Source organism: Pseudomonas sp. ADPe, from assembly GCF_014843515.1.
Lineage (GTDB): Bacteria > Pseudomonadota > Gammaproteobacteria > Pseudomonadales > Pseudomonadaceae > Pseudomonas > Pseudomonas citronellolis.
Window position 1 is genome coordinate 5,437,877 of record NZ_CP062122.1, and the last position, 25,156, is coordinate 5,463,032.

General features: G+C 63.1%; 25 protein-coding genes. 12 read left to right on the top strand and 13 right to left on the bottom strand.

Annotated features, from left to right (window positions below):
• Positions 1-63: 63 nt before the first annotated feature.
• Together IG194_RS32870 and IG194_RS24820 are read left to right on the top strand one after the other, a co-directional pair.
• Positions 64-576: an ABC-three component system middle component 1 gene (locus IG194_RS32870; RefSeq protein ID WP_318652541.1), complete on the top strand. Its 513-nt coding sequence runs from the start codon at positions 64-66 to the stop codon at positions 574-576.
• A complete protein-coding gene (locus IG194_RS24820) occupies positions 573-2,951 on the top strand; it encodes an AAA family ATPase (RefSeq protein WP_058489033.1) in 2,379 nt (792 codons plus the stop codon). Before IG194_RS32870 ends, IG194_RS24820 begins: the two co-directional genes overlap by 4 nt.
• A 719-nt stretch (positions 2,952-3,670) precedes the next feature.
• On the opposite strand, the gene IG194_RS24825 is transcribed toward IG194_RS24820, so the two are convergent.
• Positions 3,671-4,384 (bottom strand): Crp/Fnr family transcriptional regulator, encoded by a 714-nt coding sequence (locus IG194_RS24825; RefSeq protein WP_058489034.1) that lies wholly within the window; start codon positions 4,382-4,384, stop codon positions 3,671-3,673.
• A 151-nt stretch (positions 4,385-4,535) separates the two neighbouring features.
• Here IG194_RS24825 and IG194_RS24830 point away from each other — a divergent pair, with 151 nt between their 5' ends.
• From IG194_RS24830 to IG194_RS24850, 5 genes are read left to right on the top strand one after another with little or no spacing between them, the layout of a single operon-like run.
• On the top strand, positions 4,536-5,432 hold the full coding sequence (locus tag IG194_RS24830) for an ABC transporter substrate-binding protein (RefSeq protein WP_082996323.1): 897 nt from the start codon (positions 4,536-4,538) through the stop codon (positions 5,430-5,432).
• Positions 5,433-5,442: 10 nt separating this feature from the next.
• On the top strand, positions 5,443-6,204 hold the full coding sequence (locus tag IG194_RS24835; protein ID WP_058489035.1) for an ABC transporter permease: 762 nt from the start codon (positions 5,443-5,445) through the stop codon (positions 6,202-6,204).
• The gene (locus tag IG194_RS24840) at positions 6,197-6,886 is read left to right on the top strand and encodes an ATP-binding cassette domain-containing protein (RefSeq protein WP_058489036.1); all 690 of its coding nucleotides are present in this window, start codon (positions 6,197-6,199) and stop codon (positions 6,884-6,886) included. Before IG194_RS24835 ends, IG194_RS24840 begins: the two co-directional genes overlap by 8 nt.
• Entirely contained in the window at positions 6,883-7,326 is a 444-nt protein-coding gene (locus IG194_RS24845; RefSeq protein ID WP_009619009.1) for a CopD family copper resistance protein, read from the top strand. The genes IG194_RS24840 and IG194_RS24845 overlap by 4 nt, the downstream gene beginning before the upstream one ends.
• Before the next feature lie 28 nt (positions 7,327-7,354).
• A complete protein-coding gene (locus tag IG194_RS24850; protein WP_064987614.1) occupies positions 7,355-9,469 on the top strand; it encodes a TonB-dependent receptor family protein in 2,115 nt (704 codons plus the stop codon).
• On the opposite strand, the gene IG194_RS24855 is transcribed toward IG194_RS24850, so the two are convergent.
• On the bottom strand, positions 9,466-10,470 hold the full coding sequence (locus IG194_RS24855; protein WP_058489037.1) for a D-2-hydroxyacid dehydrogenase family protein: 1,005 nt from the start codon (positions 10,468-10,470) through the stop codon (positions 9,466-9,468). The two genes, IG194_RS24850 and IG194_RS24855, sit on opposite strands and share 4 nt — an antisense overlap.
• 157 nt (positions 10,471-10,627) lie before the next feature.
• On the opposite strand from IG194_RS24855, the gene IG194_RS24860 reads away from it, so the two are divergent.
• On the top strand, positions 10,628-11,248 hold the full coding sequence (locus tag IG194_RS24860) for a LysE family translocator (RefSeq protein WP_058489038.1): 621 nt from the start codon (positions 10,628-10,630) through the stop codon (positions 11,246-11,248).
• 351 nt (positions 11,249-11,599) lie between these two features.
• Here IG194_RS24860 and IG194_RS32875 read toward each other — a convergent pair whose 3' ends face one another.
• From IG194_RS32875 to IG194_RS24885, 5 genes are all read right to left on the bottom strand, one after another.
• Positions 11,600-12,193, bottom strand: a complete 594-nt coding sequence (locus tag IG194_RS32875; RefSeq protein ID WP_197674165.1) for a hypothetical protein — start codon at positions 12,191-12,193, stop codon at positions 11,600-11,602.
• A 110-nt stretch (positions 12,194-12,303) separates the two neighbouring features.
• Positions 12,304-12,783 carry a hypothetical protein gene (locus tag IG194_RS24870; protein WP_009619018.1) on the bottom strand — a complete coding sequence of 160 codons (480 nt, stop codon included), beginning with the start codon at positions 12,781-12,783 and terminating at the stop codon, positions 12,304-12,306.
• A gap of 235 nt (positions 12,784-13,018) precedes the next feature.
• A complete protein-coding gene (locus IG194_RS24875) occupies positions 13,019-13,210 on the bottom strand; it encodes a hypothetical protein (protein ID WP_058489040.1) in 192 nt (63 codons plus the stop codon).
• A gap of 211 nt (positions 13,211-13,421) precedes the next feature.
• Positions 13,422-14,438, bottom strand: a complete 1,017-nt coding sequence (locus IG194_RS24880; RefSeq protein WP_058489041.1) for a zinc-dependent alcohol dehydrogenase family protein — start codon at positions 14,436-14,438, stop codon at positions 13,422-13,424.
• A gap of 55 nt (positions 14,439-14,493) precedes the next feature.
• On the bottom strand, positions 14,494-15,621 hold the full coding sequence (locus IG194_RS24885; RefSeq protein WP_058489042.1) for a zinc-binding dehydrogenase: 1,128 nt from the start codon (positions 15,619-15,621) through the stop codon (positions 14,494-14,496).
• A 223-nt stretch (positions 15,622-15,844) separates the two neighbouring features.
• On the opposite strand from IG194_RS24885, the gene IG194_RS24890 reads away from it, so the two are divergent.
• The 3 genes from IG194_RS24890 (at position 15,845) to IG194_RS24900 (ending at position 18,811) form a co-directional block, all read left to right on the top strand.
• Complete coding sequence (locus tag IG194_RS24890) at positions 15,845-16,885, top strand: LacI family DNA-binding transcriptional regulator (protein ID WP_064987615.1); 1,041 nt, start codon at positions 15,845-15,847, stop codon at positions 16,883-16,885.
• A gap of 122 nt (positions 16,886-17,007) precedes the next feature.
• On the top strand, positions 17,008-17,388 hold the full coding sequence (locus tag IG194_RS24895) for a GFA family protein (RefSeq protein WP_197674166.1): 381 nt from the start codon (positions 17,008-17,010) through the stop codon (positions 17,386-17,388).
• Positions 17,389-17,434: 46 nt separating this feature from the next.
• Positions 17,435-18,811 (top strand): aldehyde dehydrogenase family protein, encoded by a 1,377-nt coding sequence (locus IG194_RS24900; RefSeq protein WP_058489044.1) that lies wholly within the window; start codon positions 17,435-17,437, stop codon positions 18,809-18,811.
• Positions 18,812-18,938: 127 nt separating this feature from the next.
• Here IG194_RS24900 and ykgO read toward each other — a convergent pair whose 3' ends face one another.
• Complete coding sequence (gene ykgO / locus IG194_RS24905) at positions 18,939-19,088, bottom strand: type B 50S ribosomal protein L36 (protein WP_009619020.1); 150 nt, start codon at positions 19,086-19,088, stop codon at positions 18,939-18,941.
• The gene (locus tag IG194_RS24910) at positions 19,088-19,351 is read right to left on the bottom strand and encodes a type B 50S ribosomal protein L31 (RefSeq protein ID WP_009619021.1); all 264 of its coding nucleotides are present in this window, start codon (positions 19,349-19,351) and stop codon (positions 19,088-19,090) included. The genes ykgO and IG194_RS24910 overlap by 1 nt, the downstream gene beginning before the upstream one ends.
• A 499-nt stretch (positions 19,352-19,850) precedes the next feature.
• On the opposite strand from IG194_RS24910, the gene IG194_RS24915 reads away from it, so the two are divergent.
• Complete coding sequence (locus tag IG194_RS24915) at positions 19,851-21,617, top strand: FAD-dependent monooxygenase (RefSeq protein ID WP_058489045.1); 1,767 nt, start codon at positions 19,851-19,853, stop codon at positions 21,615-21,617.
• Between the two features lie 264 nt (positions 21,618-21,881).
• Here IG194_RS24915 and IG194_RS24920 read toward each other — a convergent pair whose 3' ends face one another.
• From IG194_RS24920 to IG194_RS24935, 4 genes are all read right to left on the bottom strand, one after another.
• Positions 21,882-22,397: a DUF2846 domain-containing protein gene (locus tag IG194_RS24920; protein WP_009619023.1), complete on the bottom strand. Its 516-nt coding sequence runs from the start codon at positions 22,395-22,397 to the stop codon at positions 21,882-21,884.
• Positions 22,398-22,414: 17 nt separating this feature from the next.
• Positions 22,415-23,089, bottom strand: a complete 675-nt coding sequence (locus tag IG194_RS24925) for a hypothetical protein (RefSeq protein ID WP_009619025.1) — start codon at positions 23,087-23,089, stop codon at positions 22,415-22,417.
• Positions 23,090-23,280: 191 nt separating this feature from the next.
• Complete coding sequence (locus tag IG194_RS24930; protein ID WP_141679780.1) at positions 23,281-23,772, bottom strand: hypothetical protein; 492 nt, start codon at positions 23,770-23,772, stop codon at positions 23,281-23,283.
• 470 nt (positions 23,773-24,242) lie between these two features.
• Positions 24,243-24,485 (bottom strand): YdcH family protein, encoded by a 243-nt coding sequence (locus IG194_RS24935; protein ID WP_009619027.1) that lies wholly within the window; start codon positions 24,483-24,485, stop codon positions 24,243-24,245.
• Positions 24,486-25,156: the final 671 nt, after the last annotated feature.

Sequence of the window (25,156 nt, forward strand, 5' to 3'; positions counted from 1 at the left end):
ACAACTCCAAACGCAATCCGACGCAGCGGCACAGGCGTTACTAGAAGAAAAAGCGCAGGAGCTATTCGAGGCAATCAGCAACTCGGGGGAAGTAGACCGCCCCTTCGAAAAAACTGCACCATGCTCATCTGCCACGAAGAGGAAAGAATTAGCAGGCAAACAATACTTGCCCTTGAAGAAGACCAGTACAACTTCAAGAAGAATGTTATCACCTATACTCCACGTGAACTCGCAAATCTAAAAGCCCACCTCTCCGAGAGCGGGATAGAGAAAATAACCAATAACGTCATAAATGAGATAATTAACTCAGAAGGCGGAAGAAACTTTCTTACCTTCAAGGACGACCATGCGAACAGCAAAGGCTACTATTCACTCGCACTAAAGGCCGCACTCAAACTACCATTCATTACCTACAGCCCGCAGGAACAGCAACTCACCAATTTGAATGACGAGATCAAAAACTCTCTCGACCCATATCAATCTTCGATCTACAGTCAATTGATAGAGTCCGAGACAGAATGGACTGATGACAATATCCATCAGCAAGTCGCGAAAATCTGGGGGGACTTGGTATGATCAACCTCAACAAAATCACCCTCAGGAACTTCAAGATATTTGGTGGCGAGCCATACACCATCAGTTTCGAGGACAACAATCTCGTTCTGCTTGACGGGCCAAATGGATATGGAAAGACATCCGTCTTCGATGCTATTGAATTAGGCCTGACAGGAAATATTACTCGCCTTATCTCTCTAGAGAACCGTCAAAACCCAGCAGACATAGTTGTTGCACATAAAGGCGCAGAAAGCGTTGAGATCATTCTGGAATTCAAAGGCAAAGACTCAAAACTTAAGGTATTTCAACGAAAACTAAAGGATCAAGTTCCTAACATATCCAAGAGGATATCTAGATTCACAGAGCTTTGGGAACTCAATGAAATTATAGATGGAAGGTCCGTCCCCGCGCGTCAGAATGCGCTGGAGCAATACTTTGATAGCCAGGACTTTTCACGGGACTTCCTGCTATTTCATTACGTGCAGCAAGAAGAAACCTCTAGGTTCCTGAAGACGAACAACGAAACGCAGCGGGCTGAAGAGCTCGCACAACTATTTGGCAATACACGGGAAGCTGATGAGAGGCTTAGTAAGCTGACAGACATTTCGCGCAAGGTAGTAGCTTCCAAAAGAAGCGTTACGTCGCGGATCGAGGGCATCAAACACCTGTACAAAATCGATGACAATACCAGCATCACAACCGGAGCCATCGAGCCACACGCTTACGCTTTTCCATGGCTGGCCGAGACCAATAAGAGCCCATTCTGGGACGTAATTACGATCGCGGAGTTGAATCAGGAGAAACTCAACAGCTCCTTGGTAGAGATCAACAACGTCAAAAATCTTCTTGCGCATCAGCACTTTTTCGTTAGAAGCCGCCGATTTGAGAATGCCGCTCTCCAGAGAGAGGTGCTTGAGCTCTATGTTGGCTACTACAATTCGATAAATGATCATGATCTGCATGTCACAAGGAGCGGCACGTATCAATTAATCCGGCAATCCCATACGACGCTTAAAAGTGGCGATCTGAAGCTAATTCGCACTATCACGAACTTTGAGGCCATCTTCCAAGCCTTGGCCCTCGGAAGCAGCGCCGCATTTGAAGCTGCCCTTCAAGCACTCATCGAAGAGGAGAACAAAGCGAGTGGTTTGAGTTCCATTTACTCCGAACTCCTCAAACACCACGATGCCATGTCTGCTGGGCTTCAGAAGGTGCCAAACGAGGCTGCCTGCTTGCTTTGCGGGCACGACTATAAGACCCATGATGCGTTAGCTCACGCCATTGCTCAGCATGGTCATCTAATTCGATCACAACTCTCGGGGCAGGATCGGCAGTTGGTGGCGGCCAGGGATGCGTTCAACTCGACTTATCTCTCTCCCTTGCTCCAGGCCTGCGCCGCTTATCTCGAGCAGACGGCGGCTTCCACCCAGGAGGATTTACTCTCACTATCTAAAGCGTCAGCTGCAAAAGAGCGCTTTGAGAAGCTCAGCAAATGGCTACTGTCGGAACGCATTGAGTACAATGACTTGCTCGCAACGACGTTCCCGGTGCAAGGCGGAGATAACTACATTGCCGAGGCGACAGAAAACCTATGTGAGCGGATACGCTCGGCAATCGGTGCAGCACCAGAGGGCTATTACGAAGCCAACGGTGGCAACGTATTTGAAAGAATTTATAGGGATTACTTCAATGGCGAACAGGACAAGCTGGCTCTGGTGAGCATCGCTCTGCTAGACAAGAAAGAGAGCTACATCAAGAGCCTCTATTTCAGCTCGCTGAAGGAGATCTCCGAAGAGCTCGCCAAGCTGACGAAGCAGTCTCAAAATTTAGAGCGTGCTGCGGCTGACGTAGGTGAACTCATCACAATAGTTCGGACTCAGATCCGGCAGTACCGGAAAAAACTGATCACCGACATCGAGATCCCCTTCTACATCTACTCCGGCAAGATTCTCCAGACCCACCAGGCTGGGCTTGGCCATGGCATCTTCATCAAAGACCCAACGGGTGAGGATGAGCTGAAGAATGTACGCCTGGTTTCCAACTGGGAAAGCGACCACGATATTCTCAACACCATGAGCTCCGGACAGATATCTGCCGTTGTCATCGCTCTGACCCTGGCGCTGCATCGGGTCTACTCCACCAAGTTCTCTAGCATCCTCATCGACGACCCGGTCCAGACCATGGACGACATCAACATGGCCTCTCTGGTCGAGTTGCTGCGCAACGACTTCAGCGAGAAGCAGATCATCCTGTCCACGCATGAGGACAAAGTAGCCAGGTACTTCACCTACAAGTATTTGAAGCACAGCGAGAACGTCAAAATCATCAACCTGATGCAAAGGAAAGAGTACGTTCCAAGTAACAAATATCTATACAGGTCGGAAATCACCAGCTAATTCCCGCCCGACAATGTGGTTGGGCTAAACGTCAAAGTCAATATGGATCTTCGAGTGTTACAAGTCGCAGCTCAGCAGGTTCGCCGGAGGCCCGCTGAGCAGTGCGTCGGCCAAGTAAAGGACAAGGAATAGCGGGGGACTTACTGCTGATCCTTGCTGGCGTCCCACCGGAGGCCGGGAAAATGGCTGACATTTACGCCGAGTTCAAAGACTGCTTCCCGCCTACTGATCCACCTTACAAGCGGACGTTTGAACCTGTGCATTGAGCTCCTTTCGGAGGTCTGCTTCTAGCCCAGGCTGTGTAAAAACGTTTTCGAAAACGATAGCTGCTCAGAAAATGAGCAAATTTCACGTTCGCTTGCGAATTTTGGGCGAGCCAACTGGGAAAATTTCTTCAGATTTCACGTAGCAACGTGAACCTCAAAATTGGTCGAGCGTTTTTACACAGCCTCGACCGATAGCCACCACTGGCTGAAGGTCCCCCAGCGTCAGCCTGGACAATCAACCCCCTTGAACCGATTTCGAATTCATCAGGCGTAGTCCGGCTCCGGTGTGGGCGAGCCCCACTGAACGGCTTTGCACCTCCCTGGAACCTCCTGGCCGTGCAGGTGAAAAGCGCTCAGCCAAGCACGATCTTTCACCCAGTTTCCGTGTCGGCACGGCTCGCTCGACTAGCGACATGGCGATGATCAGGTGCAGGCGAGCACAAGCCGCCCCCCTCAGAAAGAGCGTACCGCCGGGCTGGCCAGTTCCTGCAGGTAGGTGAGGTCGCACAGCCGCCATTGCCGGAGGCGGCCCTGGATGCGCCCTGCCTGTTGCCAGTCGGAGAGCAGGCGGCTGAGGGATTCCGGGCGAATGCCCAGGTGGGTGGCGAGTTGGCGCTGGCTGATCGGCAGCATCAGGCTTTCGCCCTGGCGACGGTGCAGGCCCAGCAGGTAGGCGGCCAGGCGCTGGGAGGCGGAGCTGGCGGTCAGCCAGTCGACCTCGTTGACCTGGCGATAGAGACGCAGGCTGAGGCTTTCCAGCATGCGCATGGCCAATGGCGGATGGCCCTCGCAGGCCTTGTGCAGTGCGTTGCGGCTCAGTCGGAAGAATTCGCCGCTACCCTGGCAGCGGGCGTTCATCGGGTAGCGGCCGTGGGGCATGAACATGGCCGCCTCGGCGATCAGCTGACCTTCGCGGAACAGTTGGAAGACATGCTCTTCGCCGTCGCAGGTGAAGCGCAGCATTTCCACACAGCCACGCCGCACCAGCAGGAAGTGCTCGGCCGGGTCGCCTTCGCGGAACAGCAGTTTGCCGCCCTCGGCGCGCAGCGGGCTGGCCGAGTTGCACAGGCTGGCCATGAGGTCCTGCGGCAGGTCGGCGAAGAGGGGGATGGCGCCCAGCAATCGCAGGCATTCGCCGCGATCTGGCGCGAACTTAACATTTGTCATTCGTGGCGGGCGTGCGGGCTGCAATGATCTGCGAATGAAGATAAGTCTTATTCGCAAGTCAATCAATCGAAGGCTCCTCCGCCTGCTCTTTTCTTTCGTTCTGGCGGCTGGCGCGTGTCTGCAGGCGCCAGCCGGTACGGCCAGGGAAGCGGTGCTGCGGCTGGGCGGCCCCGGCGCGGTGGTGAGCTTCCCGTTGCTGCACATGGTGGAGAGCGGCGCTCTGCAGCAGTACGCCGAGCGCGTTGAATTCCGCCTCTGGCAGAACCCCGATCAGTTGCGCGTGCTGCTGGCCAAGAACGAACTCGACTACAGCGCCGCCCCGGTGAACCTGCCGGCGCTGATGGCCGGGCGCGGGCAGCCCGTGCGGCTGCTCAACGTCTCGGTGTGGGGAATCATCTGGCTGGTGAGCCGCGACCCCCAGGTGAAGGGTTTCGCCGACCTGGCCGGCAAGGAGGTGGTGCTGCCGTTCCAGCGCGACCTGCCGGCGATCCTGGTCGATGAACTGCTGCTCAGCCACGGCCTGAGGCCGGGCAGGGACCTGACGCTGCGCCCAGTCCGCGATGGCCAGGACGCCCAGGCGCTGCTGCTGGCAGGTCGCGCCGATCATGCCCTGCTGGTGGAGCCGGCGGTGTCCCTGCTGCTTTGGCGCAACCGCAGCCAGGGCGGGGCGCCGCTGTACCGCGTGCAAAGCCTGGAGAGCTCCTGGCGGCAGGCCTTTCCGCAGCAGGCCGAACTGCCTCAGGCAGGGCTGATGAGCAGCCCGCAGCGCGCCGAGGACGGCGAACTGGCGCGGGCGGTGGATGCCGCCTACGCCGAGTCCGCCCGTTGGTGCAGCGCGCACCCGCGGGCCTGCGCGGAGCTGGTCCATCGGCACCTGCCGCACCTGCCGGTGGAGGCGCTGGAAGAGTCCATCCGCGTCACGCGCCTGGAGAGTGTTTCCGCCAGCGCGGCGCGTGGGCCGCTGGAGGCGCTGTTCGGGCTGATCGCCAAGCGCCATCCACAGGCAATCGGGGGCGCCCTGCCGCCCGCCAGCTTCTATGGGCCCTGAGATGAGACCCATGACTTCCCGACGCTGGGCCTTGCTGGGCGGCGCGCTTCTGCTGGTGGGCTGGCAGTTGCTGGCGCTGCGCCTGGGCCCGCTGCTCATGGCGACGCCATGGCAGACGCTGCAAGCCATGGTCCGCCTGCCTTTCGAGGCCGACTTCCGCCTCAACGCCGGCGCCAGTCTGCTGCGTATCGTCCTGGGCGTCGGCCTGGGCTGCCTGCTGGGCTTCTGCCTGGGGCTGCTGGCCGGGCTCGACGCCCGTGTGCGCGGTCTGCTGGAGCCGCTGCGCTGGCTGCTGATGTCGGTGCCGCCGGTGGTGGTCGTGGTGCTGGCGATGCTCTGGGTCGGTCTCGGTTCGGCCATGGTGGTGCTGATCAGTGTGCTGATGCTGGCGCCGGGCATGTACGTGAACACCGTCAAGGGCATGCAGATGGTCGATCGCGGCCTGCTGGAGATGGCGCGGGTCTACCGTTTCAGCCCCTGGCAGAAGTTGCGGCGGCTCTATATCCCGTCACTCACCGCGCCGCTGGGCGCGGCGCTGTTGATCGCCACCTGCGGCGGCGTGCGCCTGGTGGTGATGGCCGAAGTGCTCGGCGCGGAAAGTGGCGCCGGTTTCGCGCTGGCCAATGCGCGCAGCACCTTCGATAGCGCCGGGCTGTATGCCTGGACGCTGCTGATCCTGTTGCTGGTCGCCGCGCTGGAGTTTCTTCTGCTGCAGCCGCTGCAGCCGCTGCAGCGGCGCATGGGCCGTTGGCAGGAGGCCGCCCATGCTTGAGTGGCACGGCGTCGATCTGGTGCTGGGCGAGCGTCGGGTGTTTGCCGACGTCTCCCTGCGCCTGCTGCCCGGCGAGCGGGTCGGCATTCTCGGGCCCAGCGGCGCCGGCAAGAGCAGCCTGCTGCGCCTAGCTGCAGGCCTTCTGAGGCCTCGCCGGGGGCGGCTGGAGAATGGATTCCGCCATCCCGTGCTGGCCTTCCAGGAGCCGCGCCTGCTGCCTTGGTGCCGGGTCGCGGAGAACCTGGAAATCCCCCTGCGGGCGAGCGGCCTCGAGCGTGCGGCTGCGCGGCGGATGGCCAGCCACTGGCTGGAACGCGTCGGCCTCGCCGGGCACGAGCGCGCCTGGCCGCATCAACTGTCCGGCGGCATGGCCCAGCGCGTTGCCCTGGCGCGGGCGTTCTCGATCGAGCCGGACCTGCTGCTGCTCGACGAGCCATTCAGCGCGCTGGACCCGGCCCTGCGCGAATCCCTGCTCGACCTCTGCCGCGACTGGCTCGCCAGCTCGGGCGCGGCGCTGCTCTGCGTCAGCCACCATCCGGCCGAGCTGATCGGCCTGGTGGAGCGCTTCGTGCTGGTCAACGACGGCGCGTTGCAGCCCTTCGACCTCACCGGATACGCCGCCGACCAGGCGGCGACGGTGCTGCATCAGACCCTGCTGGCCCTGGAGGCACCCGCGCCATGATCTATCCCATCCTGCTGACCCTGCACCTGTTCGCCGCGCTGATGTTCGTCGGCACGGTGTTCTTCGAGGTGCTGATCCTCGAAAGCGTGCGCAAGCACGTACCGGCCGCGGTGATGCGCCAGGTGGAGCAGGGCATCGGCAAGCGTGCGCGGCGGCTGATGCCCTGGGTGCTGCTGGTGCTGTTCGGCGCCGGCCTGGGCATGGTCTGGACGCGCTACCTGCCGCTGCTGGCGGACCCGCTGGCATCGTCCTTCGGCACCTTGCTGAGCCTGAAGATCCTGCTCGCCCTGAGCGTGCTCGGGCACTTCTTCAGCGCCATGTTCCTGCTCCACAGCGGGCGCATGAATTCGACGTATTTCCGCCGAATCCACCTGAGCGTCTTCAGCCACATGGTCGGCATCGTGCTGCTGGCCAAGGGCATGTTCTACCTGAGCTGGTAAGCCAGATTTCGTGCAGACGGAGCTTGTCATGAGTCGTTGTCCTTCCCCGAAACGCCATTTTCCCTCGAAACTTTCACTTCCCCTGCTGGCCCTCGGCCTGCTGCCACTGGCGGTGGCGGCGGAGGACCGCCTCGAGCTGGAGCCGATGCAGATCAGCGAAAAAAGCCTCGCGCCGGTCAGCCAGTCCGCGCAGGCCGAGCGCCAGCGCCTGGCCCGCGTACCGGGCGGCACCAACCTCGCCGAGCCGCAACAGGAAACACGCCTGGCGACCCTGCGCGATGCGCTGGACTACCAGCCCGGCCTGGTGATCCAGGACTTCTTCGGCGGCACCGACCAGCCGCGCCTGAACATCCGGGGTTCGGGCATCCAGAGCAATCCGGTCAACCGCGGCGTGCTGCTGTTGCAGGATGGGCTGCCGCTCAACGAGGCCGACGGTTCCTTCATCATCGGCCTGCTGGAGCCGCGCAATGCGTCGTGGATCAGTGCCCGCCGCGGCGCCAACGCCGGCAGCCCCGGCGCTACCGCCCTGGGTGGCGAGCTGGAGTTCAACTCGCTGACCGGCGCCGACGAAGCCGGACGCGTCCGCCTGGAGGCCGGCAGCTTCGGCCGCCAGGGCCTGCAGGCTGCCGCCGGTCTGGATGAGGGGCGGTACGATGGACGGGTGAGCGTCAGCCACGACGAGTACGACGGCTATCGCCACCACTCCGCTTCCCATCGCTCCCTGGTGCAGAGCAACTTCGGCCTGGACCTGGGCAACGGCGTACAGAATCGCAGCTACCTGTCCTACAGCGACCTGACTTTCGAGATTCCCAACGTCATCACCAAGGCGCGCCTGAAGGACGACCCGCGCAGCGTGCTGGGCGACGGCAACACGCCGCAGGACCGCCTGCTCAACGTCTACCAGCGTGACCCGCACCGCGATACCCAGCAACTGCGGCTGGCCAACCGTACGCAGTGGAGCGGGGCGGGCTGGCAGCAGAGCTTCGGCGTCTACGGGCAGAACACCCAGGACGATTTCACCGACCCGCTCAGCCACACCCTGACCGACAGCGACACGCTCGGCGCGCAATGGCTGCTCGAAGGCGAGCAGCGCCTGTTCGGCTACCGCCTGGGCGCCAGTTGGTCCTACAGCGATATGACCCGTGAGCTGTATGCCAACAACCCCCAGAACGGAAGCCGCATGCAGCGTTTCGGCAACTTCGACCTCACGGCCTCCAACCTCGATCTGCTGCTTGGCCTGGACTGGAACCTGGCGGCGGACTGGACCCTGGTGACCGAGGTGAAGTGGAGCGACGTCAGCCGCGATGCGGATTCGCGCGATGGCGCCGGCCATCTCGACCAGGGCTGGAACTTCGCCACGCCGAAGATCGGCCTGAACTGGACGCCCAGCCCGGACCTGCGCTGGTACGCCAACATCAGCCGCAGCCACGAAGCGCCGACGTTCTGGGAAATCGTTTCCGCCGAAGTCTCGCCCGCAGCCCCGGCGACGGCGCAGGCGCAACTGGTCGACCTCGACGTGCAGCGCGCTACCACCTACGAGATCGGCGGCGCCGGTCGCATCGCCCGCACCGACTGGAGCCTGACGCTGTACCAGAGCGACGTGGAAGACGAGCTGATCTCCACCAGCGACGCCTACGGGGTGAAGGTGGGAACCTACAACTACGGCTCGCGCACCCGCCACCGCGGCGTCGAAGCGGGGCTCAACGGCTTGCTGCCGACGGCATCCAGCATCGGCGGCGACCTGGCCTACCGGGTGGCGTGGACCTTCAGCGACTTCCGCTTCCGCGGCGGCGAGTTCCAGGGCAACCGGATCGCCGGCGTGCCGCGCCAGCTCTGGTCGGCCGAGCTGCTCTACCGGCGCGGGCCGTGGAGCGTCGGGCCCAACCTGCGCTGGCTGCCCCAGGACACCCCGACCGACCACGCCAACACGCGCAACAACTATCAGGACGCCTACGCGCTCTGGGGCCTCAAAGCCGCCTACAAGGCGCGCGAGGGCCTGAGTGTGTACGTGCAGGGCGACAACCTGGCGGACAAGACCTATGCCAGCAGCTACGTGATCCGCAACCGCGCCGATGCCAGCCAGCCGACCTTTCTCAGCGGCAACGGGCGCAGCCTGACCGTGGGGGCGGAATACGCTTTCTAGGGGCGCTTGCTCCCAGCCTGCTCGCCACGCCGCACCGCCAGCGCCTGCGGGTTCGCAACGTTCTTCGGCTTGCCTTCGAAGAAGGCCAGCACATTGTCGAAGGCATCGCCGAAGTACAGCTCATAGCCGTTCTTCTCCACGTACCCCAGGTGCGGGGTGCAGAGCGCGCGCGGGTGGTTCAGCAGGGGATTGTCGGGGGCGAGCAGGGGCTCCTGTTCGTAGACGTCCACGGCCGCGTAGCCGGGGCGCCCCGCGTCCAGGGCCTGGAGCAATGCGCCGGGGGCGATCAGCTCGGCGCGGCTGATGTTCACCAGCAGGGCGCTGTTTTTCATCCTGGCGAGGTCGTCGAAGGTGACGCCATGGCGCGTGCGCTCGGACAGGCGCAGGTTGAGGCTGAGGATGTCCGCTTCGGCGAAGAAGGCTTCGCGAGAGGCCGCTGCCTGATGGCCGTCGGCCGTGGCGGCCGCCCGGCTGCCTTCGCTGCCCCAGACCAGCACCGGCATGTCGAACGCCCGGGCGTAGCGCGCCAGGCGCTGGCCGATCTTGCCGTAGCCCCAGATGCCCAGCGTTTGCCCGGCCAGTGCCTGGCCCACATTGACCTGCCAGTGGCCAGCCTTGAATGCCTCGATGGCCGGTACCAACTGCCGGCGCGCATCGAGGATGAGCGCCCAGGCCAGTTCGGCGGGCGCCACGGGCGAGCCGCGGCCTTCGGTCACGACGATGCCGCGCTCGGTGCAGGCGTCGAGGTCGAGATGGCCCGAGACCTTGCCCGTCTGGCTGATCAGCTTGAGCTTCGGCAGCCTGTCGAGCAGCGCGGCATCGATGCGTGTGCGTTCGCGGGTGAGCACCAGGGCGTCGGCGTCGGCGAACCGCGTCGCCAGTTCGTCCGGCGACGCAGGGCCCAGGTCGTGGATCAGGGTGACCTCGTGTCCGGCCAGGCGGGCGAAGCAGTCGAGCGTTTGAATGGCGTGTTGGTAGTCGTCGGGGATGACGATGTGCATGTGGGTTCGGCCCCTGCGGTCATGTGAGCGACCTCGGGACGATAGCCGATTTCCGGGGGGATTTCGTGGGTGACGGCTTGCGGCCCGGAGCGTGGACCTTGCCATCAGCGCGCCTGTGCTAATGTGCGCGCACCCCACCTCCAGGTCCCGAATGCTCATGTCCATCGCCGACAGCCTGCTTGCCTTTACCTTCGCTGCCACATTGCTGGCGCTGACTCCCGGCCTGGATACCGCCCTGGTGCTCAGAACGGCCGCGGTGGAAGGCAAGCGGGAAGGGCTGCGCGCCGCGCTGGGCATCAACGCCGGCTGCCTGCTGTGGGGCGCCGCCGTCGCTTTCGGGCTGGGCGCATTGATCGCCGTGTCCGAGTTGGCCTTCAACGCGCTGAAGTACTGCGGCGCCGCCTACCTGGCATGGCTCGGGTTGAACCTGCTGCTGCGGCCGCGGCATAGCCTGGCGCCGGTCGAAACCCAGGGCAGGGCGGAAACCAACTGGTTCCTCAAGGGCATGCTGGGCAACCTGCTGAACCCCAAGGTCGGTGTCTTCTACGTCTCGTTCCTGCCCCAGTTCATCCCGCAGGGCCAGCCCCTGGTGGCCTGGACCTTCGGCCTGGTCGGCATCCACGTGGCGATAGGCCTGCTCTGGTCGCTGGCCCTCATCGGCGCGACCCGACCACTGGCGGGCGTGTTGTGTCGCGAAAAGGTCATCAGGTGGATGGACAGGACGACGGGTATGGTCTTTCTCCTGTTCGCCGCGCGGCTGGCGCTGAGCCGGCGTTGAGGCCCGCCGCGCCAAAGATGGCGTTATCCGCCGAATCGCGGACGGAGTCCGCTCCTACAAGGTAGCCGGGAAGCACGGCATTCCTCCCCCCGTAGGAGCGGACCTTGTCCGCGATAGCCGGAGGTATCGGCGCGGTTCGCGGATGAGATCCGCTACGTAGCCCCACCCGCGCCATTCCCCTGTAGGAGCGCGCCCTGCGCGCGAATCGCGGGCAGGGCCCGCTCCTACGAAGAGCAGCGCATGCTCCAGCAGGCTGCAGGCAAGAGCCTGCACCTACCCCCCCGTAGGATGGGTTGAGCGAAGCGATACCCATCACCAATGGCAGCATGGGTTTCGCAGGCTCAACCCATCCTACGAAGAGCGCCTCGGCGAGTGGCTCTTACGTTCCCCGTCCGCGATGGGGCTCACCGGCCACGCCGAACGCCCCGCTGGCACGGCCTGCTGCCGAACCACGGTTGCGGCGGGGCCTTGCGGTCGGATGCTCTGCGCAACCGGTGATAGACTGGGCCATTTCAGCGCCCCTGTCTGGCCAAGGAGATTCAGGCGGGGCAGGTCGTTGGCCCCATCGATGCCGATCGGCAGCTCGTCGGCGTAGCCATCGCCGTCGAGGTCCACCGAGCCGTAGGTGAAGGCCTTGTCCAGGTGCTGGTATTCGCCGCCGAGGGTGAATTCGTGGGTGCGGCCGGCGAACTGGAAGGGCGCGGTGACGAAGCTGTCCAGGCCGAGCGTCTTGATGCGCTCGTAGTACGAGTAGCGCGCCGCATCCGCGGTCTGGGTGTCCGGGTCGATCCCCAGGTGGTCCAGCTGATTCTGATCATTCAGGCGCAGGAAGGTGCCCTGGGCCAGGTCGGCCGCCTGGCTGGTGCAGCCCAGGCGACCGTACAGCCAACCCTTCAGCCAGCTGTTGTGCTCCATGTACAACAGCCCCATCTGATCCTTGCTCAAGCCACGACCTCCCACCCAGGAAGCGTGAACGATAATTGATAGTCATTCTCGCTTCAGTGGGTGGCCGTCGGTTCGGTGTGCGGGCCTGTCTGGGGGATCGCCGATGTCCTTTAAGCGCTTGCGTTCTTCTTCTGCAGGATCACCGACGCTTCGTTATAGGCACGCTGGAAGGCCTCGCTTTCGACCCAGGCCAATGCCGTGTCTTCGTCTTCGCCGTGGAGGATCGAGCGATAGACGATCAGCAGGCCTATGATGAAATCGGTCGCAGCCTCTTCCGGCTCCTCGGCGATCACCAGCTGCAGCAGCGGGTATTGCAGGAACACCAGGCACATGGCGAGCAGGCTGATGTCCTCGGCGTCTTCCATGGCCTGGAACAGATCGCTGAAATATGCCGGGTCGAAGCCGTTCTCCTCGATGTTCTCGAAGTCGAAGGCGCTCAAGTCGAGATCGAAATCCTCGAACGGCTCGTTGATCAGTGGATTGGCCAGAAGCGGATGGACGACATGGGCTTTCGACTTGCCCATGCGGTTCTGCTTGGCCTTGGCTTTGGCCCGTCGGGCACGCTTCTTCTGTTTGTCTGGGGAGGCCATGGAGGCGGGTTCCTTCTTGGCTGGGTTCTACGGTCGAACTGGCGACGCCGAGCCCCCGAAGCAGATCGGAGTTCGGCCACAATGCACATCTTAACTTCTGGCCGCTCTCTGTCGGTCGTGACTGGCAGAACGCTCCGCTCGGCGGCCAGGGACGGGGGCATTGATGGCGTAGCCTACATGAGCTCAAGACCTGGATGGTGAACCACCTTGCTGGATGCCAGCAGGGACCGATGCGCTAGTTCGCGGATTTGGCATTCTGCCGGATCTTCTCCAATTGCTCCTGCAGGCCGACCGTGCGGAAGGTGCCGTCGACGCCTTTGACGCAGAGATCCGGAAGCACGGGGCGTTCGAGGGTGGTGGTGCCGACGTTGCTCAGCTTGCGAGCGCGGATCACGCAGCCGCTCTTGAAAGTGCTGATCTTGAGCATTTCCAGCTGGAGTTTGTAGTCGTGTTTGGGCGACGGGCGTGCGTTGTCGCAGCGTCCCGTTCTCTCGATGACGGAAAAACGAATGCCCGCAAATCGCGGGCATCCGGGGGCAGGTGGGAGGATCCGGTGGAGCTTCCCGCAAGGTAGCGATGACGTTGCGCGGCGTGCTGTTTCTGTTGCCCTGTTGGCGGCCCGCCCCGGCCGCAAGGGCCTACACTGTGACCACGATCTTGCCGATCTGCTGGCCCTGCTCCATGTAGCGATGCGCCTGGACGATGTCGGCGAGGGGGAAGGTGCGGTCGATGCGTGGCTTCAACTGCCCGCTGTCCAGCTTTTCGTATACGTAGCGCTCGGCCTGCCGCAGCGTCTCGGGGTCGCCGGTTATCGCGAACATCGTGTAGCCCATCATCCTGAAGGGTTTGCCCTGGGCGCCCTGGGCCCAGGCCTCGAAGACCGGGAACGGCGTCGGCTCGGGGGCCAGCGTGCCGTAGACCATGATGAGCGCGTCCCTGGCCGTGGCCTTAGCGAGTTCGAGGAGCCCGGCCCCGGCGACGGCGTCGAAGATGATTTTCGCGCCCACGCCATTGGTGATCGCCATGATCCGCCCGGCGACGTCGCTTTCCTCGTTGGTCACGATCACGTGGTCGGCCCCCGCGGCGAGCAGTTCGTCGCGCTTGTCCGAGGTGCGGGTGGTGGCGATGGCGATGCCGCCTTCGGCCTTGACGATCTGGATCGCGGCGATGCCGACCGAACTGGTGGCCGCGGTCAGGACGACGTGGTCGCCCCTGGCGATGCGCCCGTTGTGCACGATGGCGCCGTAGGCGGTGATGTATTGCATCCAGATGCTCGTGCCTTCCTCGAAGGACAGGCGCTGCGGATAGGCGGCGAGGGCAGAGGCGGGGACTATCGCCACTTCGCCATACACGCCGTACTTGTTCAGGGGGAACGCCGGCACGGTCGAGCGCACCTGGCCGACCAGGCCGGCGTCGACGCCTGGGCCGACGGCTTCGACCATGCCAGAGGCTTCATAGCCGATCTTCGACGGCAGGTCGGGGGCGAGGAAATACTGGCCCTCGCGGAACATGATCTCGGCCCGGTTGAGGCCGATGGCCTTGACCCGCAGGCGTACCTCGCCGGGCCCCGGCTCCGGCAGCGGCAGTTCGTCGATGCGCAGTACCTGCGCATCTCCCGTCTCGTGGAAACGTACGATTTTCACCAGGTTCGGCATTTCGATTCTCCATGCTCAGTGGTTGGGCTTTTTCTGGAAGGGCGGTTGCGCGAGATCAGCCCCGGCTCGGGTCGATAAGGAACTTCTCGCCGGTCGCCTTGCGTTCGATGGCGCGCAACACGTCGGGTTGCAGTACCTCGGCCAGACCGATGGTCCGCGTGTAGTGGTTGGCGAAGGTGGTGGTCAGCTCGTTCGCCACGCGCTGGTGGAGACGTTTCACCAGCGCGGGCTCGGCCTTGCGGAGGAAGGGGAAGAGCAGCCAGGCCGACAGGCTCCATTCGTAGCCCAGCATGGCGCGGTCGAGTACGGTCGGCCCGTTGTCGAGGCTGCCGTAGATATAGAGTTGCTTGAAGACGTCCGAGCCGTAGCGGTTGTAGGTGGTCATCCTGCGCACGGCGGCGCGCTCCATCGCCAGCAGGATGTCGCTGCCGAGCCTTCCGCCGCCGATCGCGTCGAACGCGATGCTGGCGCCGGTCTGTTCGATCGCATCGGTCAGGCGAGCCGCGAAGTCGTCGTCCCGGCTGTTCAGCACATGGGATGCGCCGAGCTTGCGCAGGAGGGTGGCCTGCTCCTCGGAGCGCACGATGTTGACCAGGGGGATGCCGTCGGCGAGGCAGATTCTCTGCAGCATCTGGCCGAGGCTGGACGCCGCGGGGCTGTGGACGATCGCCTTGTGCCCCTCGCAGCGCGCGGTCTCGACGAAACCGAGCGCGGTGAGCGGGTTGATGAACATCGATGCGCCCTGGGCTGCGCTGGCGCCTTCGGGCAGGGGCATCACGTTCGCCATGGCGATCTTGCGGTAGTCGGCGTACATCGCGCCGCCGAACATGCCGACGCGCTTGCCCACGAGTGCTGCCGCGTTCTTTCCGGCGGCCACGACCGTGCCGGCGCCTTCGTTGCCGATGGGCAGCGACTGCCCCAGCCGGCCCGCGACCGAGGCCAGGCGTTGCGGCGGCACGCCGAGCACCAGCCTGGGCCCGTGGCTGCTATCGGAGGTCTGGATGCTGGAAAGGTCCGCCGGGCCCAGCAGCAGGCCCATGTCGCTCGGATTGATCGGCGTGGCTTCGACGCGGACTATCAGCTCATCGTCGCCGGGCTCTCCCAGTTCCACGGGTTCAAGCGACAGGACGAGCCTGCCGTTGCTGTCGATCGTGGAGCGCATTTCACGTCCTGCCCAGGTCATGTTCACCTCCTGCCTGCCGGTTGTGCTTTCGTGCGTGCCGCGTCGGTGCGCGGCGGGGGATGGGAACAGCCTGTCTCGGCAGGGGATACAATCCCGGCCGCGATAGGTGCTCGATCCGTAGAGCGTGACTCTACAGAAGAATATGACTCTACAGAAAACGTTTTCGAAATGCACCGGGCAATTCAGGCATACTCAAGCGAACGTCGGCGGTAATGGGGGAGAGATGAAGCAGCGGATCAATATCGTGGAACTCGCGCGGCAGCTGGGGTTGTCGGTTTCCACGGTCTCCAAGGCGCTCAATGGCCGGGCCGACGTGAGCGACGCCACCCGCCAGCGGGTGCGCGAAGCCGCGGAGCAGTGCGGCTTCTCGCCGGACCCCGCCGGCAGGCGGTTGCGCCGGCAGTCTTCCGAGACCATCGGCTTCGTCCTGTCGCCGCCGCAGAGCCATTTCGCCCATCCCTTCTTCCTCGATCTGCTGACGGGGATCGACCGGGCTCTGGAGAAAACCAGCTTCCAGTTGGTGATAGTCACGGCGCGGACGGTGGAGACGGAGCTGGACAGCTTCCGGCGCCTGGTCGAGCAACAGCGGGTGGATGCGGTGATGTTCGGCCGCACGCGGCGGGACGACGAGCGGATTCGCTATCTGCAGGAGCGCAACCTGCCGTTCGTCACGCTCGGCCGGAGCGTGACCGGCAACCCCTTCCCGTTCGTGGACATCGACAGGACGGTGGCCGGCAGGAACGGCACTGCCCGCTTCATCGGGCTGGGACACCGGCGGATCGGGCTGCTGAGCACGCCGGGCTACCTGATGATGAGCCACTACCTGCAGGAAGGTTACCGGGCGGCGCTGGCCGCGGCGCGCCTGCCTTTCGATCCCGCCCTGGTGATCGAATGCGCCTTCGGCGAAGAGGGCGGCCTGGAGGGCGCCCGCCGGCTGCTGGCCCTGGAGCGGCCGCCCACGGCGATCATGTGCGGCCACGACCTCATCGCCAGCGGCGCCATGCAGGCGGTCGTCGAAACCGGCCAGCGCGCCGGCACCGATGTGGCGATCATCGGCTGCGACAACCACCCGCTCGGCCCCTACCTGAACCCGCCGCTGACCACCTTCTCGGCTCCGACGATCGAGGCGGGGAGCCGGATGGTCGAGCTGCTCCTGGGCTTGATGGACGGCCAGCGTCCTGAGGCGCTGCAGGAAGTCTGGTCGCCGGAACTGATCCTGCGCTCGTCCCACGGCGCACCCCTGGAAGCGCCGCTCCCGACCTGACGCGACTGCTGTCCCTTGACATGTCCGGTCGCTGTGCTTAATTTTCGAAAACGTTTTCGATCATTTCGACAGTGGAGGAGGATCACATGCGGGATCAAGCAGGCGGGTGCTTGTGCGGGGCCGTGCGCTTCGTGCTCAAGGCCGAGCCACAGGCGGTGGTGATCTGCCACTGCACGCATTGCCGGAAGCAGAGCGGCAGCGCCTTTTCAATCAACCTGCTGATGCGTGAGGACGATGTCGAAGTGAGCGGCGAGACGCGCTTCTTCGTCGACCACGGCGACAGCGGCCTGCCGTCCTATCGGCACTTCTGCCCGAACTGCGGCTCCCCGCTCATGACCCGGGCCGAGAACCTGCCTGGCGTGGCGATCGTGAAGGCCGGCGCCCTCGATGACCCGGCCTCGGTGCGGCCGCAGGCCGAGATCTACACCGACCATGCGCTCGGCTGGTTCACCCCGGTGGCCGGCGCGGCCCGGTACGAACAGGCCCCGCCCCCGGCCCGGTAACGGCGTGGCGGCGGATTTTTCCAGAATCGAACCCAAGGAGCAGACCATGAGCTTTCAGGCGATCAACCCGGCAACCGGCGAAGCGGGGCCGGAATACCCGTTCATTTCCAACGAGGCGGCCTTCGCGGCGCTGGATACGGCGGACCGCTGCTTCCGCGACGACTGGCGCAGGCGCTCGGTCGCCGAGCGGGCCCGCATCGTCGGCCGCGCGGCGCAGATACTGCGGGAGAAGCGCGACGAGTATCAGCGCTATCTTACCCAGGAGATGGGCAAGGTGACCCGTTTCGGCTACATGGAGGTCGACCTCGCCGCCGATATCCTCGACTACTACGCCAGGCACGGCGAGCGCTTCCTGGCGTCCAAGGCCTTGCCCGACGTGCCCGGCGCCACCGTGGTTTCCGAGCCCATCGGCGTCATCCTCGCCATCGAGCCCTGGAACTTCCCCTACTACCAGCTTGCCCGCGTCGCCGGTCCGCAACTGGTCGCGGGCAACGTGGTGCTGATGAAGCACGCGCCGAACGTGCCCCAGTGCGCGCTCGCCTTCGCGCGGCTGTTCGAGGAGGCCGGCGCGCCCGAGGGCGCATACACCAACCTGTTCTGCAGCGTGGAGCAGGTCGCCGGCCTGATCGACGACTTCCGCGTGCGCGGCGTGGCATTGACCGGCAGCGAAAGGGCGGGCGTTTCCGTCGGCGAGCGTGCCGGGCGCAACCTCAAGAAGGTGATCCTAGAGCTGGGCAGCAGCGATCCCGCGCTGATTCTCCCTGGCGCGCCGCTCGACCACGCGGTGGAGCAGGTGGTGATGGGCCGCACCTTCAACTCCGGCCAGGGCTGCGTCAACATCAAGCGCGTCATCGTGGTCGGCAGGGAGCGGGGCGAACGGATGCTGGCGGCCTTGCAGGCCCGCTTCGCGGCGATCAGGGTGGGTGACCCCGGCGACGAGGCGACCGACATCGGGCCGGTGGTCAGCGAACGCGCCCTGGAAACGCTCCTGCAACAGATCGCCGCCGCGAAGGCCGCGGGGGCGGAGGTCGTCTTCGGCGGCAAGCGGGTCGATCGCCCCGGCTTCTTCCTGGAGCCGACGATCCTCACGAATATCACGCGCGACAATCCGCTGTTCGGCCAGGAAGTGTTCGGGCCCGTCCTGTCCTTCCACGTCGTCGAGAGCGAGGAAGAAGCCATCGAATTGGCGAACGCCACCCGGTTCGGCCTGAGCGGCTATGTGTTCGACGCAGACGTCCAGCATGCGCAGGAAGTCGCGGCGCGCATCGATTCCGGCATGGTGTACATCAACACCTGCTTCATGGATGCGCCGGAAACCCCCTTCGGCGGCGTCAAGAACTCCGGCTTCGGGCGCGAGCTGTCCGAGGTGGGCATCGGGGAATTCCTCAACCTCAAGCTCATACGGGTGACGGAAGTCGCCTGACGGCGAAGGGGCGCATGGAGCCCGGCCAGGGGAAGGCCATGCGTTGCCCGCGCCGGCGGCCTGGGCAACTGCCTCCGTGCGGACACGGCCAGCCCCGCCATTGCAGCGGGCGCTGGCTGGAAGGACCTCAACGCCGGACCTTCGGCTTGGGCCGGCCCTGTACGCACTTGAAGCGCGGGTTGGACTTGCAGATCACGTACAGCCGGCCGCGCCGTTTCACCACCTGGCAATCGCGGTGGCGCAGCTTGGCCTTCTTCAGCGAGGCGAGGACTTTCATCACGCCCCCTTGTTGCCGACGAACCCGGCAAAGCGCTTGTTGAAGCCGGCCACGCGGCCCTCGGCCTTGGTCTTGCGCTGCTCGCCGGTGTAGACCGGGTGCGAGGCGCTGGATACGTCCAGGGTCATGTAGGGGTAGGTGTTGCCGTCGACGTAGGTGTGAGTCTTGTCCGTCTGCGCGGTGGAGCGGATCAGGTAGAACACGTCGGCGGCCGTGTCGTGGAACAGCACGGGGCGGTACTCGGGGTGGATGCCTGGTTTCATGGTGCCTCCTTTATGCAATGTAATAATATTACATTTAGTCGAGAAGGATTCGCAATACCGCATGTCCGGAGGCTCAAGGTCGGGCCTTTCAGGGAGGAGAAGGGGCTACCGCATGGACATGCCTGCCCTTGTTGCACGTGTCTCCAACGATCAACGCGCGGGTGCGTTTGAATACACCCGTACTTGCCGCCGTCCAGCGTTCACAAAATGGAACGCTGAAGGCCATTTGGCGCGACTACCGGCAACATCGTTGCGGAATTACCGTGACTGCCGTCGGCTACGTCGAAAGCGCTGGAGGCCTCGCCCCCAGGCCGTTTCAGCTTCGACACCGGGACCGGCACGCGTCGCTCCCGGTCCGCATTCCCTTCGTATTTGCCGGCAGCCAGGGCAGGCGGCACGGGTTCGGCTTGTCCGCGCTCCGTGAATTGGGCCCAGGCCTGTGCGCCCGTCCTGGCGGGCACCTTTCCGATTTCAAGAACAAGAGTACGGAGTCACGCTCATGAACCCGCAAAACATCTCCCATGTCATCGAAGTCCCGGTCCTGATCGTCGGCGGCGGCCCCTCCGGCCTGACGGCTTCGCTGCTGCTGTCGCGCTATGGCATCCGCAACCTGCTGGTCAACAAGTACCGCTGGACCGCCAACAGCCCGCGTGCGCACATCACCAACCAGCGCACCATGGAGGTGTTCCGCGACGCGGGCGTCGAGGCGCAGGTGGTGGCCGCCGCCAGCCCCCACGAACTGATGGCCAACAACGTCTGGGCCACCAGCTTCAGCGGCCAGGAGCTGGGCCGCCTGCTCACCTGGGGCAACGCCATCGAGCGCAAGTCCGACTATGAGCTGGCCAGCCCCTCGGCCATGTGCAACATCCCCCAGCACCTGATGGAGCCGATCCTCGCCAACGAGGCCCTGCGCGCGGGCAGCGAGATGCGCTTCAACAACGAACTGCTGGACTTCACCCAGGACGGGGAGGGCGTCACCGCGCGCATTCTCGACCGCGGCACCGGGCGCGAATTCACCGTGCGCGCCCAGTACATGATCGGCGCCGACGGCGCCCGCAGCCGGGTGATGGAACTGCTCGGTATCCCCCTGGAAGGCGAGATGGGCCTGGGCTGCGCGGTGAACGTCTGGCTGCGCGCCGACCTGCGCCGCTACTGCGAGAGCCGCCCGGGCGTGCTCTACTGGATGGTCCAGCCGGGCAACGACTACTGGGTCGGCAGCGGCACCTTCATCTGCGTCCGCCCGTGGAACGAATGGGTGATGCTGTTCATGTACGACCCCGCCCAGGGCGAGCCGGACCTCAGCGAGGCCGCGGTGATCGAGCGGGCGCGGCGGGTGATCGGCGATGCCGACATCCCGGTGGAGATCCTGGCCACCAGCAAGTGGCAGATCAACCACGTGGTCGCCCAGCGCTATGCCGAGGGCCGGGTGTTCTGCTGCGGCGACGCCGTGCACCGCCATCCGCCGGCCAACGGCCTGGGCACCAACACCTCGGTGCAGGATGCCTACAACCTGGCCTGGAAACTGGCCCTGGTGCTCAAGGGCCAGGCCGGCCCCGGGCTGCTGGACAGCTACTGCGCCGAGCGCCAGCCCGTCGGCCGCCAGGTGGTGGACCGGGCCATGGAAAGCGTGCGCAACATGCTGCCGATCTCCAACGCCCTGGGCTTCAAGCCGGGCCAGAGCGAGGCCGAGGGCTGGAACAGCCTGCACGAACTGAGCGCCGACAGCCCGCTGGGCCGCGAACGCCGCGCCGCCCTGGAAAAGGCCATCCAACTGCAGCACTACCAGTTCAGCTGCCACGGCGTGGAACTGGGGCAGCGCTATCGCAGTGGCGCGGTACTCGCCGACGGCAGCGAAGAACCGGCCTACACCCGCGACCGCGAACTCTACTACCACCCCACCACCTGGCCCGGCGCCCACCTGCCGCACGCCTGGCTGCACGACACCGCCGGACGCAAGCTCTCCACCCTCGACCTCTGCGGCCAGGGCCGCCTGACCCTGCTCACCGGCCACGGCGGCGATGCCTGGTGCCGGGCTGCCGAGACCATGAGTCGCGAACTGGGTATCGACCTGGCGGTGCGCCGTATCGGCCTCGGTCTCGATTACGAAGACAGCTATGGCGACTGGGCGCGGCTGCGGGAGATCGACGAGGATGGATGCCTGCTGGTGCGGCCGGATCAGCATGTGGCCTGGCGTTCGCAGGGCGCGGCGGCTGATGCTGAGGCGGTGTTGTTGGGGGCGGTCAGGGCGGTGTTGGCGCGGGGGTGAAGTTTCGTTCCACGTTCTGCGGGATAGCGGCCCAGGGAGGGGCCGCGGTGGTTGATTGGCGAGTTGCTTGGTTTTTATTCGAGGGCAGAAAAGTAAATCTCGCTATCTCCCAGACTGTTTGTGACCGATAACTGCTTTTGGCGAGGGGTTGCTTCCGACCCATTGCGGACGCTCATGTTGCGGCCTAAAGACCCAATTTCTTGGGCCTGCCACCGGAGACTATCTGAGTTCCATCCGTTCGCTGTAGTAGCCCGAGTTTCAACCTCAGCGCACCGGTGTACTTTTCTGACACCACTTAAGCGCGCGCAGTGCTTCATCTTGGGTTACCAGGGCGTAACGGAAATAGAACGGGCTACGCTGGTAGTTGGCGTGGGACTCCAATCCAAGCAACTGGCCGTCGGCTTTGAAGGGCTCTGTGTTTTCCTGGTCGGCGATGAAGTAGGTCTTGCCACTCTCAACCTGCAGATCGAAAGCGCTATTGTCCCGGCTTGCAAGCAGGGGCGAGGTTGACGACTTGATGTGGTACTTGCCAGCTGGCAGGTGGGTGACGAAATAGCTTCCACCTAGCAGTTCGCCGGCGGTGTTGCCGTTGACGGTGATGGTTGCCGGGACCTTGGCTGCGATGGTGGGCATGACTCGGTAGAAGTACAGGGTGGCCTGGTCGGCGCGTGGCGCTTCGAGTGTGTCGAAGAATGGGCGCCCCTCCAAGTTGGAAGTGCTGCAGCCGGCGAGGAGGAGGGAGGTGGCGACCGCTACAGCGGCCAGGAAGTGCTTGATCATCGTGGGGGGCTACTCGATCAGAAGTTGCAGAGGCCTTTGCCATCGTCACGGGCATCAGACGTGGGCCAGGGGGCGAAGGGGACGCTCTCGGCGACGTTGTTGATGGGGCGGTCTTTGAGTATCGGGAACTTCTTCACCAAAGGCTCCACGGCCGGCTCCAACTGGCTGTTGCGGGTCAGACAGTAGCTCAGGGAATTAGCGGTGTAGTTGCCGATGTAAGCTACTTCTCCAGCCTTGACGGTGAAACGGTCGGCGGTGCGCCTGGCCATCGACTTGCCAGCGTAGTACTGGTACTGCCAACCGGTGACTTCATAGGTACCTGGTGGAACCTGGTACATGAAGTGTTCGCCCAGAACGAAACGGCCGTGGATGTCTTTGTTGTTGCCGAGGGTCCTGAGCTGGATACGTGTGGCGGGCTCGCCCTGACGTTGGATGTCTATCTGCAGACCGTGCGGTTGCGTGAGGAAACCTTCGGCGATGCGGCCAACTATGACGGCTTGAGTTGGGTCCAGGGGTTTGCTGTTGTCGTACTGGTTGGCAGTGCATCCGCTGAGGATGAGGGCGACCGTGACCAAGATAAAGCGGGCATACATAGGGCTCTGTTCCTTGAGGTGATCGAGGCCATTAGGCCTGTGAGCGTCCGTGTAGATCAATTCGACCTTGTTCGGGTAACGATTCAAGCGGATATGCATGTCTTGCCTCGCAACGTCTGCGAGGCGTTAAGTTGAATAGCTTTTAGTTTCGTGGGTTCCTCCTACCCTCAAATTCTGGCCATCGTGAGCGTCCGCCCCTGGCCGATTGCTGCCTTCGACCAAGGGCCGCTACCGACCCAAAGCAGCCATCCAAGGCATAAAGGTCCGATCTTGATGAGCGTCTGGCGTTATCAGCGAACGGTGACTCCGCCGTTTACACAATCGTGAATGACGCCTTCTATCTTTCGACACAAAACGATCAGCACGTCCGAAATTTCGAAATTGGAAGGATCTATCGCCGTACCAAGCGTAGAGACGGTTATCGAAGATCCATCATTAATAACTTGGTCGGTCGTGGTCGACTGGACGGCTAATCTGGCATCACATTGAGCGATTCTTTGGGCAATATCAGAGTTCGGATCGAGATCTTCCCATTCGATAATTTCCTGAATTTCCCCAGGCACCCAATCAGGATCGTCCTCTATCTGAATTAGAAAAGGGATGGGAGTCTGGACTAGCAATTGTGGCACTACAATCCCATAGCCGCTCCACTCAGTCACTGAGACGTGCCACGAGGAGTTTTCTCGCAGATGTTTGGCAATGTCTGACAAAGTCAAACTAAAGCGTTTTGAGTTGTAGCAGATGTGTGCAGAGCTAGTCATAGCAGCGCGGCTGTCGACCATCGGTTATTTGCCTGGGATGCTAACGCTCTTGTGTTTTATAAACAATTTCAAATGACCGCTAATGGCCGAAAGCGGTCGCTCAACGTGTCGAAATCAACGAGCCAGAAAGCCACGAACCCAGTTTTGGAGCCTGCGAAAACTCGAGCAACAGGACGCACTGGGCTGCTCTGTCATAGTGGTTTCAAGGGTTCGATTTTCTACTCATGAAAGGTTTGCTTCCGGCTGTGGATTCAACCGGTGGCTCGGCTACTGCGTGGTGACCTGGTACCCCAAGAAGACGAGTCAGGGGACCTTGGCAGGATCAATTCAACGACGTTGTGCCGCAGGCAGGGCAGGGGCTGAAATGATGAAACCCCAGCTAGTAGCTGGGGTTTCATTATCGGTGAATCGTTGTGGTAGTCGGGGCCCGTGGTCGTTGGCCTGATTCAACGGCTTTGCATCGAAGGCCGGGATCTATGCCCCGGGGCTAGTCAACCGCCGCAGCCATGTCCGCATTGGCAGCCATCTTTCTTGCGCAGAATTTCGTAGAGATCGTCCTTGAGCTGCAGCTTCTGCTTCTTCAGCGACTCGATGGTGTCGTGGGTTGCGGGAGTGATGCCCGCTTCCATGTTCTTGATCTCCTGGTCGAGCTCGTTGTGGCTATGGAAGAGCTTTGCAAAATGCGGATCCTCGGTCTTGAGGCGAGAAATCTTTTCGCGGAACTCGGGAAACATGAGGGTTCTCCAGGGGAGTGAAAAAGGCACTTTGCGGGATTCGAACCTGGCCAGTGTTGAGGTAGATCACTGAAGACGCCACACGAAAGGGCTTGTCCGCTCCTGGCGGATAACCACCGTCCCCTTACGGCAATCTTCGGCCCACCGCTACCGCCGAAAAGCTCACCCTCATACTGACCGGCGACTGGAACCGCCTGACCCTGGGCGGCGGCGCCAGCTGGAACTCCAGCAACTCGCTGTACTTCAGCCGCTACAACAGCCGAGTGGGGCAGGACGACTACACCGTGGTCAACCTGATGGCGCGCTACCGGCTCACCGTCCAGCTTCTGGTCTTCCTGGTTTGGGAGGTTGATACACAAGCTGGTGCAGTAATGCGGCTTTTTCTACGCGCCCGGGATTCGCGCGCAGGGCGCGCTCCTACAAGAGGCTCGGTGTGTGGCTGCCCGTAGGAGTGGATCTCATCCGCGAATCGCGCCGGTGAGTCCGGCTATCGCGGACAAGGTCCGCTCGGTCTCAGGACGCACGGCTTCTCGTAGGAGCGAGCTTCAGCAAACACTGGACCTCGTAGGATGGGTTGAGCGAAGCGATACCCATCGCCATGACCGCATGGGTTTCGCAAACTCAACCCATCCTACGAAGAGCGCCTCGGCGCAGTCGGCACGACAGTTGCG

Coding starts and splice junctions, on each gene's coding strand:
- IG194_RS24835 (WP_058489035.1), top strand. CDS start 5,443: ATGACTTCCCGACGCTGGGCCTTGCTGGGCGGCGCGCTTCTGCTGGTG.
- IG194_RS24915 (WP_058489045.1), top strand. CDS start 19,851: ATGAACCCGCAAAACATCTCCCATGTCATCGAAGTCCCGGTCCTGATC.
- IG194_RS24820 (WP_058489033.1), top strand. CDS start 573: ATGATCAACCTCAACAAAATCACCCTCAGGAACTTCAAGATATTTGGT.
- IG194_RS24870 (WP_009619018.1), bottom strand. CDS start 12,783: ATGGCCTCCCCAGACAAACAGAAGAAGCGTGCCCGACGGGCCAAAGCC.
- IG194_RS24855 (WP_058489037.1), bottom strand. CDS start 10,470: ATGCACATCGTCATCCCCGACGACTACCAACACGCCATTCAAACGCTC.
- IG194_RS24900 (WP_058489044.1), top strand. CDS start 17,435: ATGAGCTTTCAGGCGATCAACCCGGCAACCGGCGAAGCGGGGCCGGAA.
- IG194_RS24935 (WP_009619027.1), bottom strand. CDS start 24,485: ATGTTTCCCGAGTTCCGCGAAAAGATTTCTCGCCTCAAGACCGAGGAT.
- IG194_RS24840 (WP_058489036.1), top strand. CDS start 6,197: ATGCTTGAGTGGCACGGCGTCGATCTGGTGCTGGGCGAGCGTCGGGTG.
- IG194_RS24860 (WP_058489038.1), top strand. CDS start 10,628: ATGTCCATCGCCGACAGCCTGCTTGCCTTTACCTTCGCTGCCACATTG.
- IG194_RS24910 (WP_009619021.1), bottom strand. CDS start 19,351: ATGAAACCAGGCATCCACCCCGAGTACCGCCCCGTGCTGTTCCACGAC.
- IG194_RS24930 (WP_141679780.1), bottom strand. CDS start 23,772: ATGGTCGACAGCCGCGCTGCTATGACTAGCTCTGCACACATCTGCTAC.
- IG194_RS24825 (WP_058489034.1), bottom strand. CDS start 4,384: ATGACAAATGTTAAGTTCGCGCCAGATCGCGGCGAATGCCTGCGATTG.
- IG194_RS24850 (WP_064987614.1), top strand. CDS start 7,355: ATGAGTCGTTGTCCTTCCCCGAAACGCCATTTTCCCTCGAAACTTTCA.
- IG194_RS24885 (WP_058489042.1), bottom strand. CDS start 15,621: ATGACCTGGGCAGGACGTGAAATGCGCTCCACGATCGACAGCAACGGC.
- IG194_RS24925 (WP_009619025.1), bottom strand. CDS start 23,089: ATGCATATCCGCTTGAATCGTTACCCGAACAAGGTCGAATTGATCTAC.
- IG194_RS24875 (WP_058489040.1), bottom strand. CDS start 13,210: ATGCTCAAGATCAGCACTTTCAAGAGCGGCTGCGTGATCCGCGCTCGC.
- IG194_RS24880 (WP_058489041.1), bottom strand. CDS start 14,438: ATGCCGAACCTGGTGAAAATCGTACGTTTCCACGAGACGGGAGATGCG.
- IG194_RS24890 (WP_064987615.1), top strand. CDS start 15,845: ATGAAGCAGCGGATCAATATCGTGGAACTCGCGCGGCAGCTGGGGTTG.
- IG194_RS24920 (WP_009619023.1), bottom strand. CDS start 22,397: ATGATCAAGCACTTCCTGGCCGCTGTAGCGGTCGCCACCTCCCTCCTC.
- IG194_RS24845 (WP_009619009.1), top strand. CDS start 6,883: ATGATCTATCCCATCCTGCTGACCCTGCACCTGTTCGCCGCGCTGATG.
- ykgO (WP_009619020.1), bottom strand. CDS start 19,088: ATGAAAGTCCTCGCCTCGCTGAAGAAGGCCAAGCTGCGCCACCGCGAT.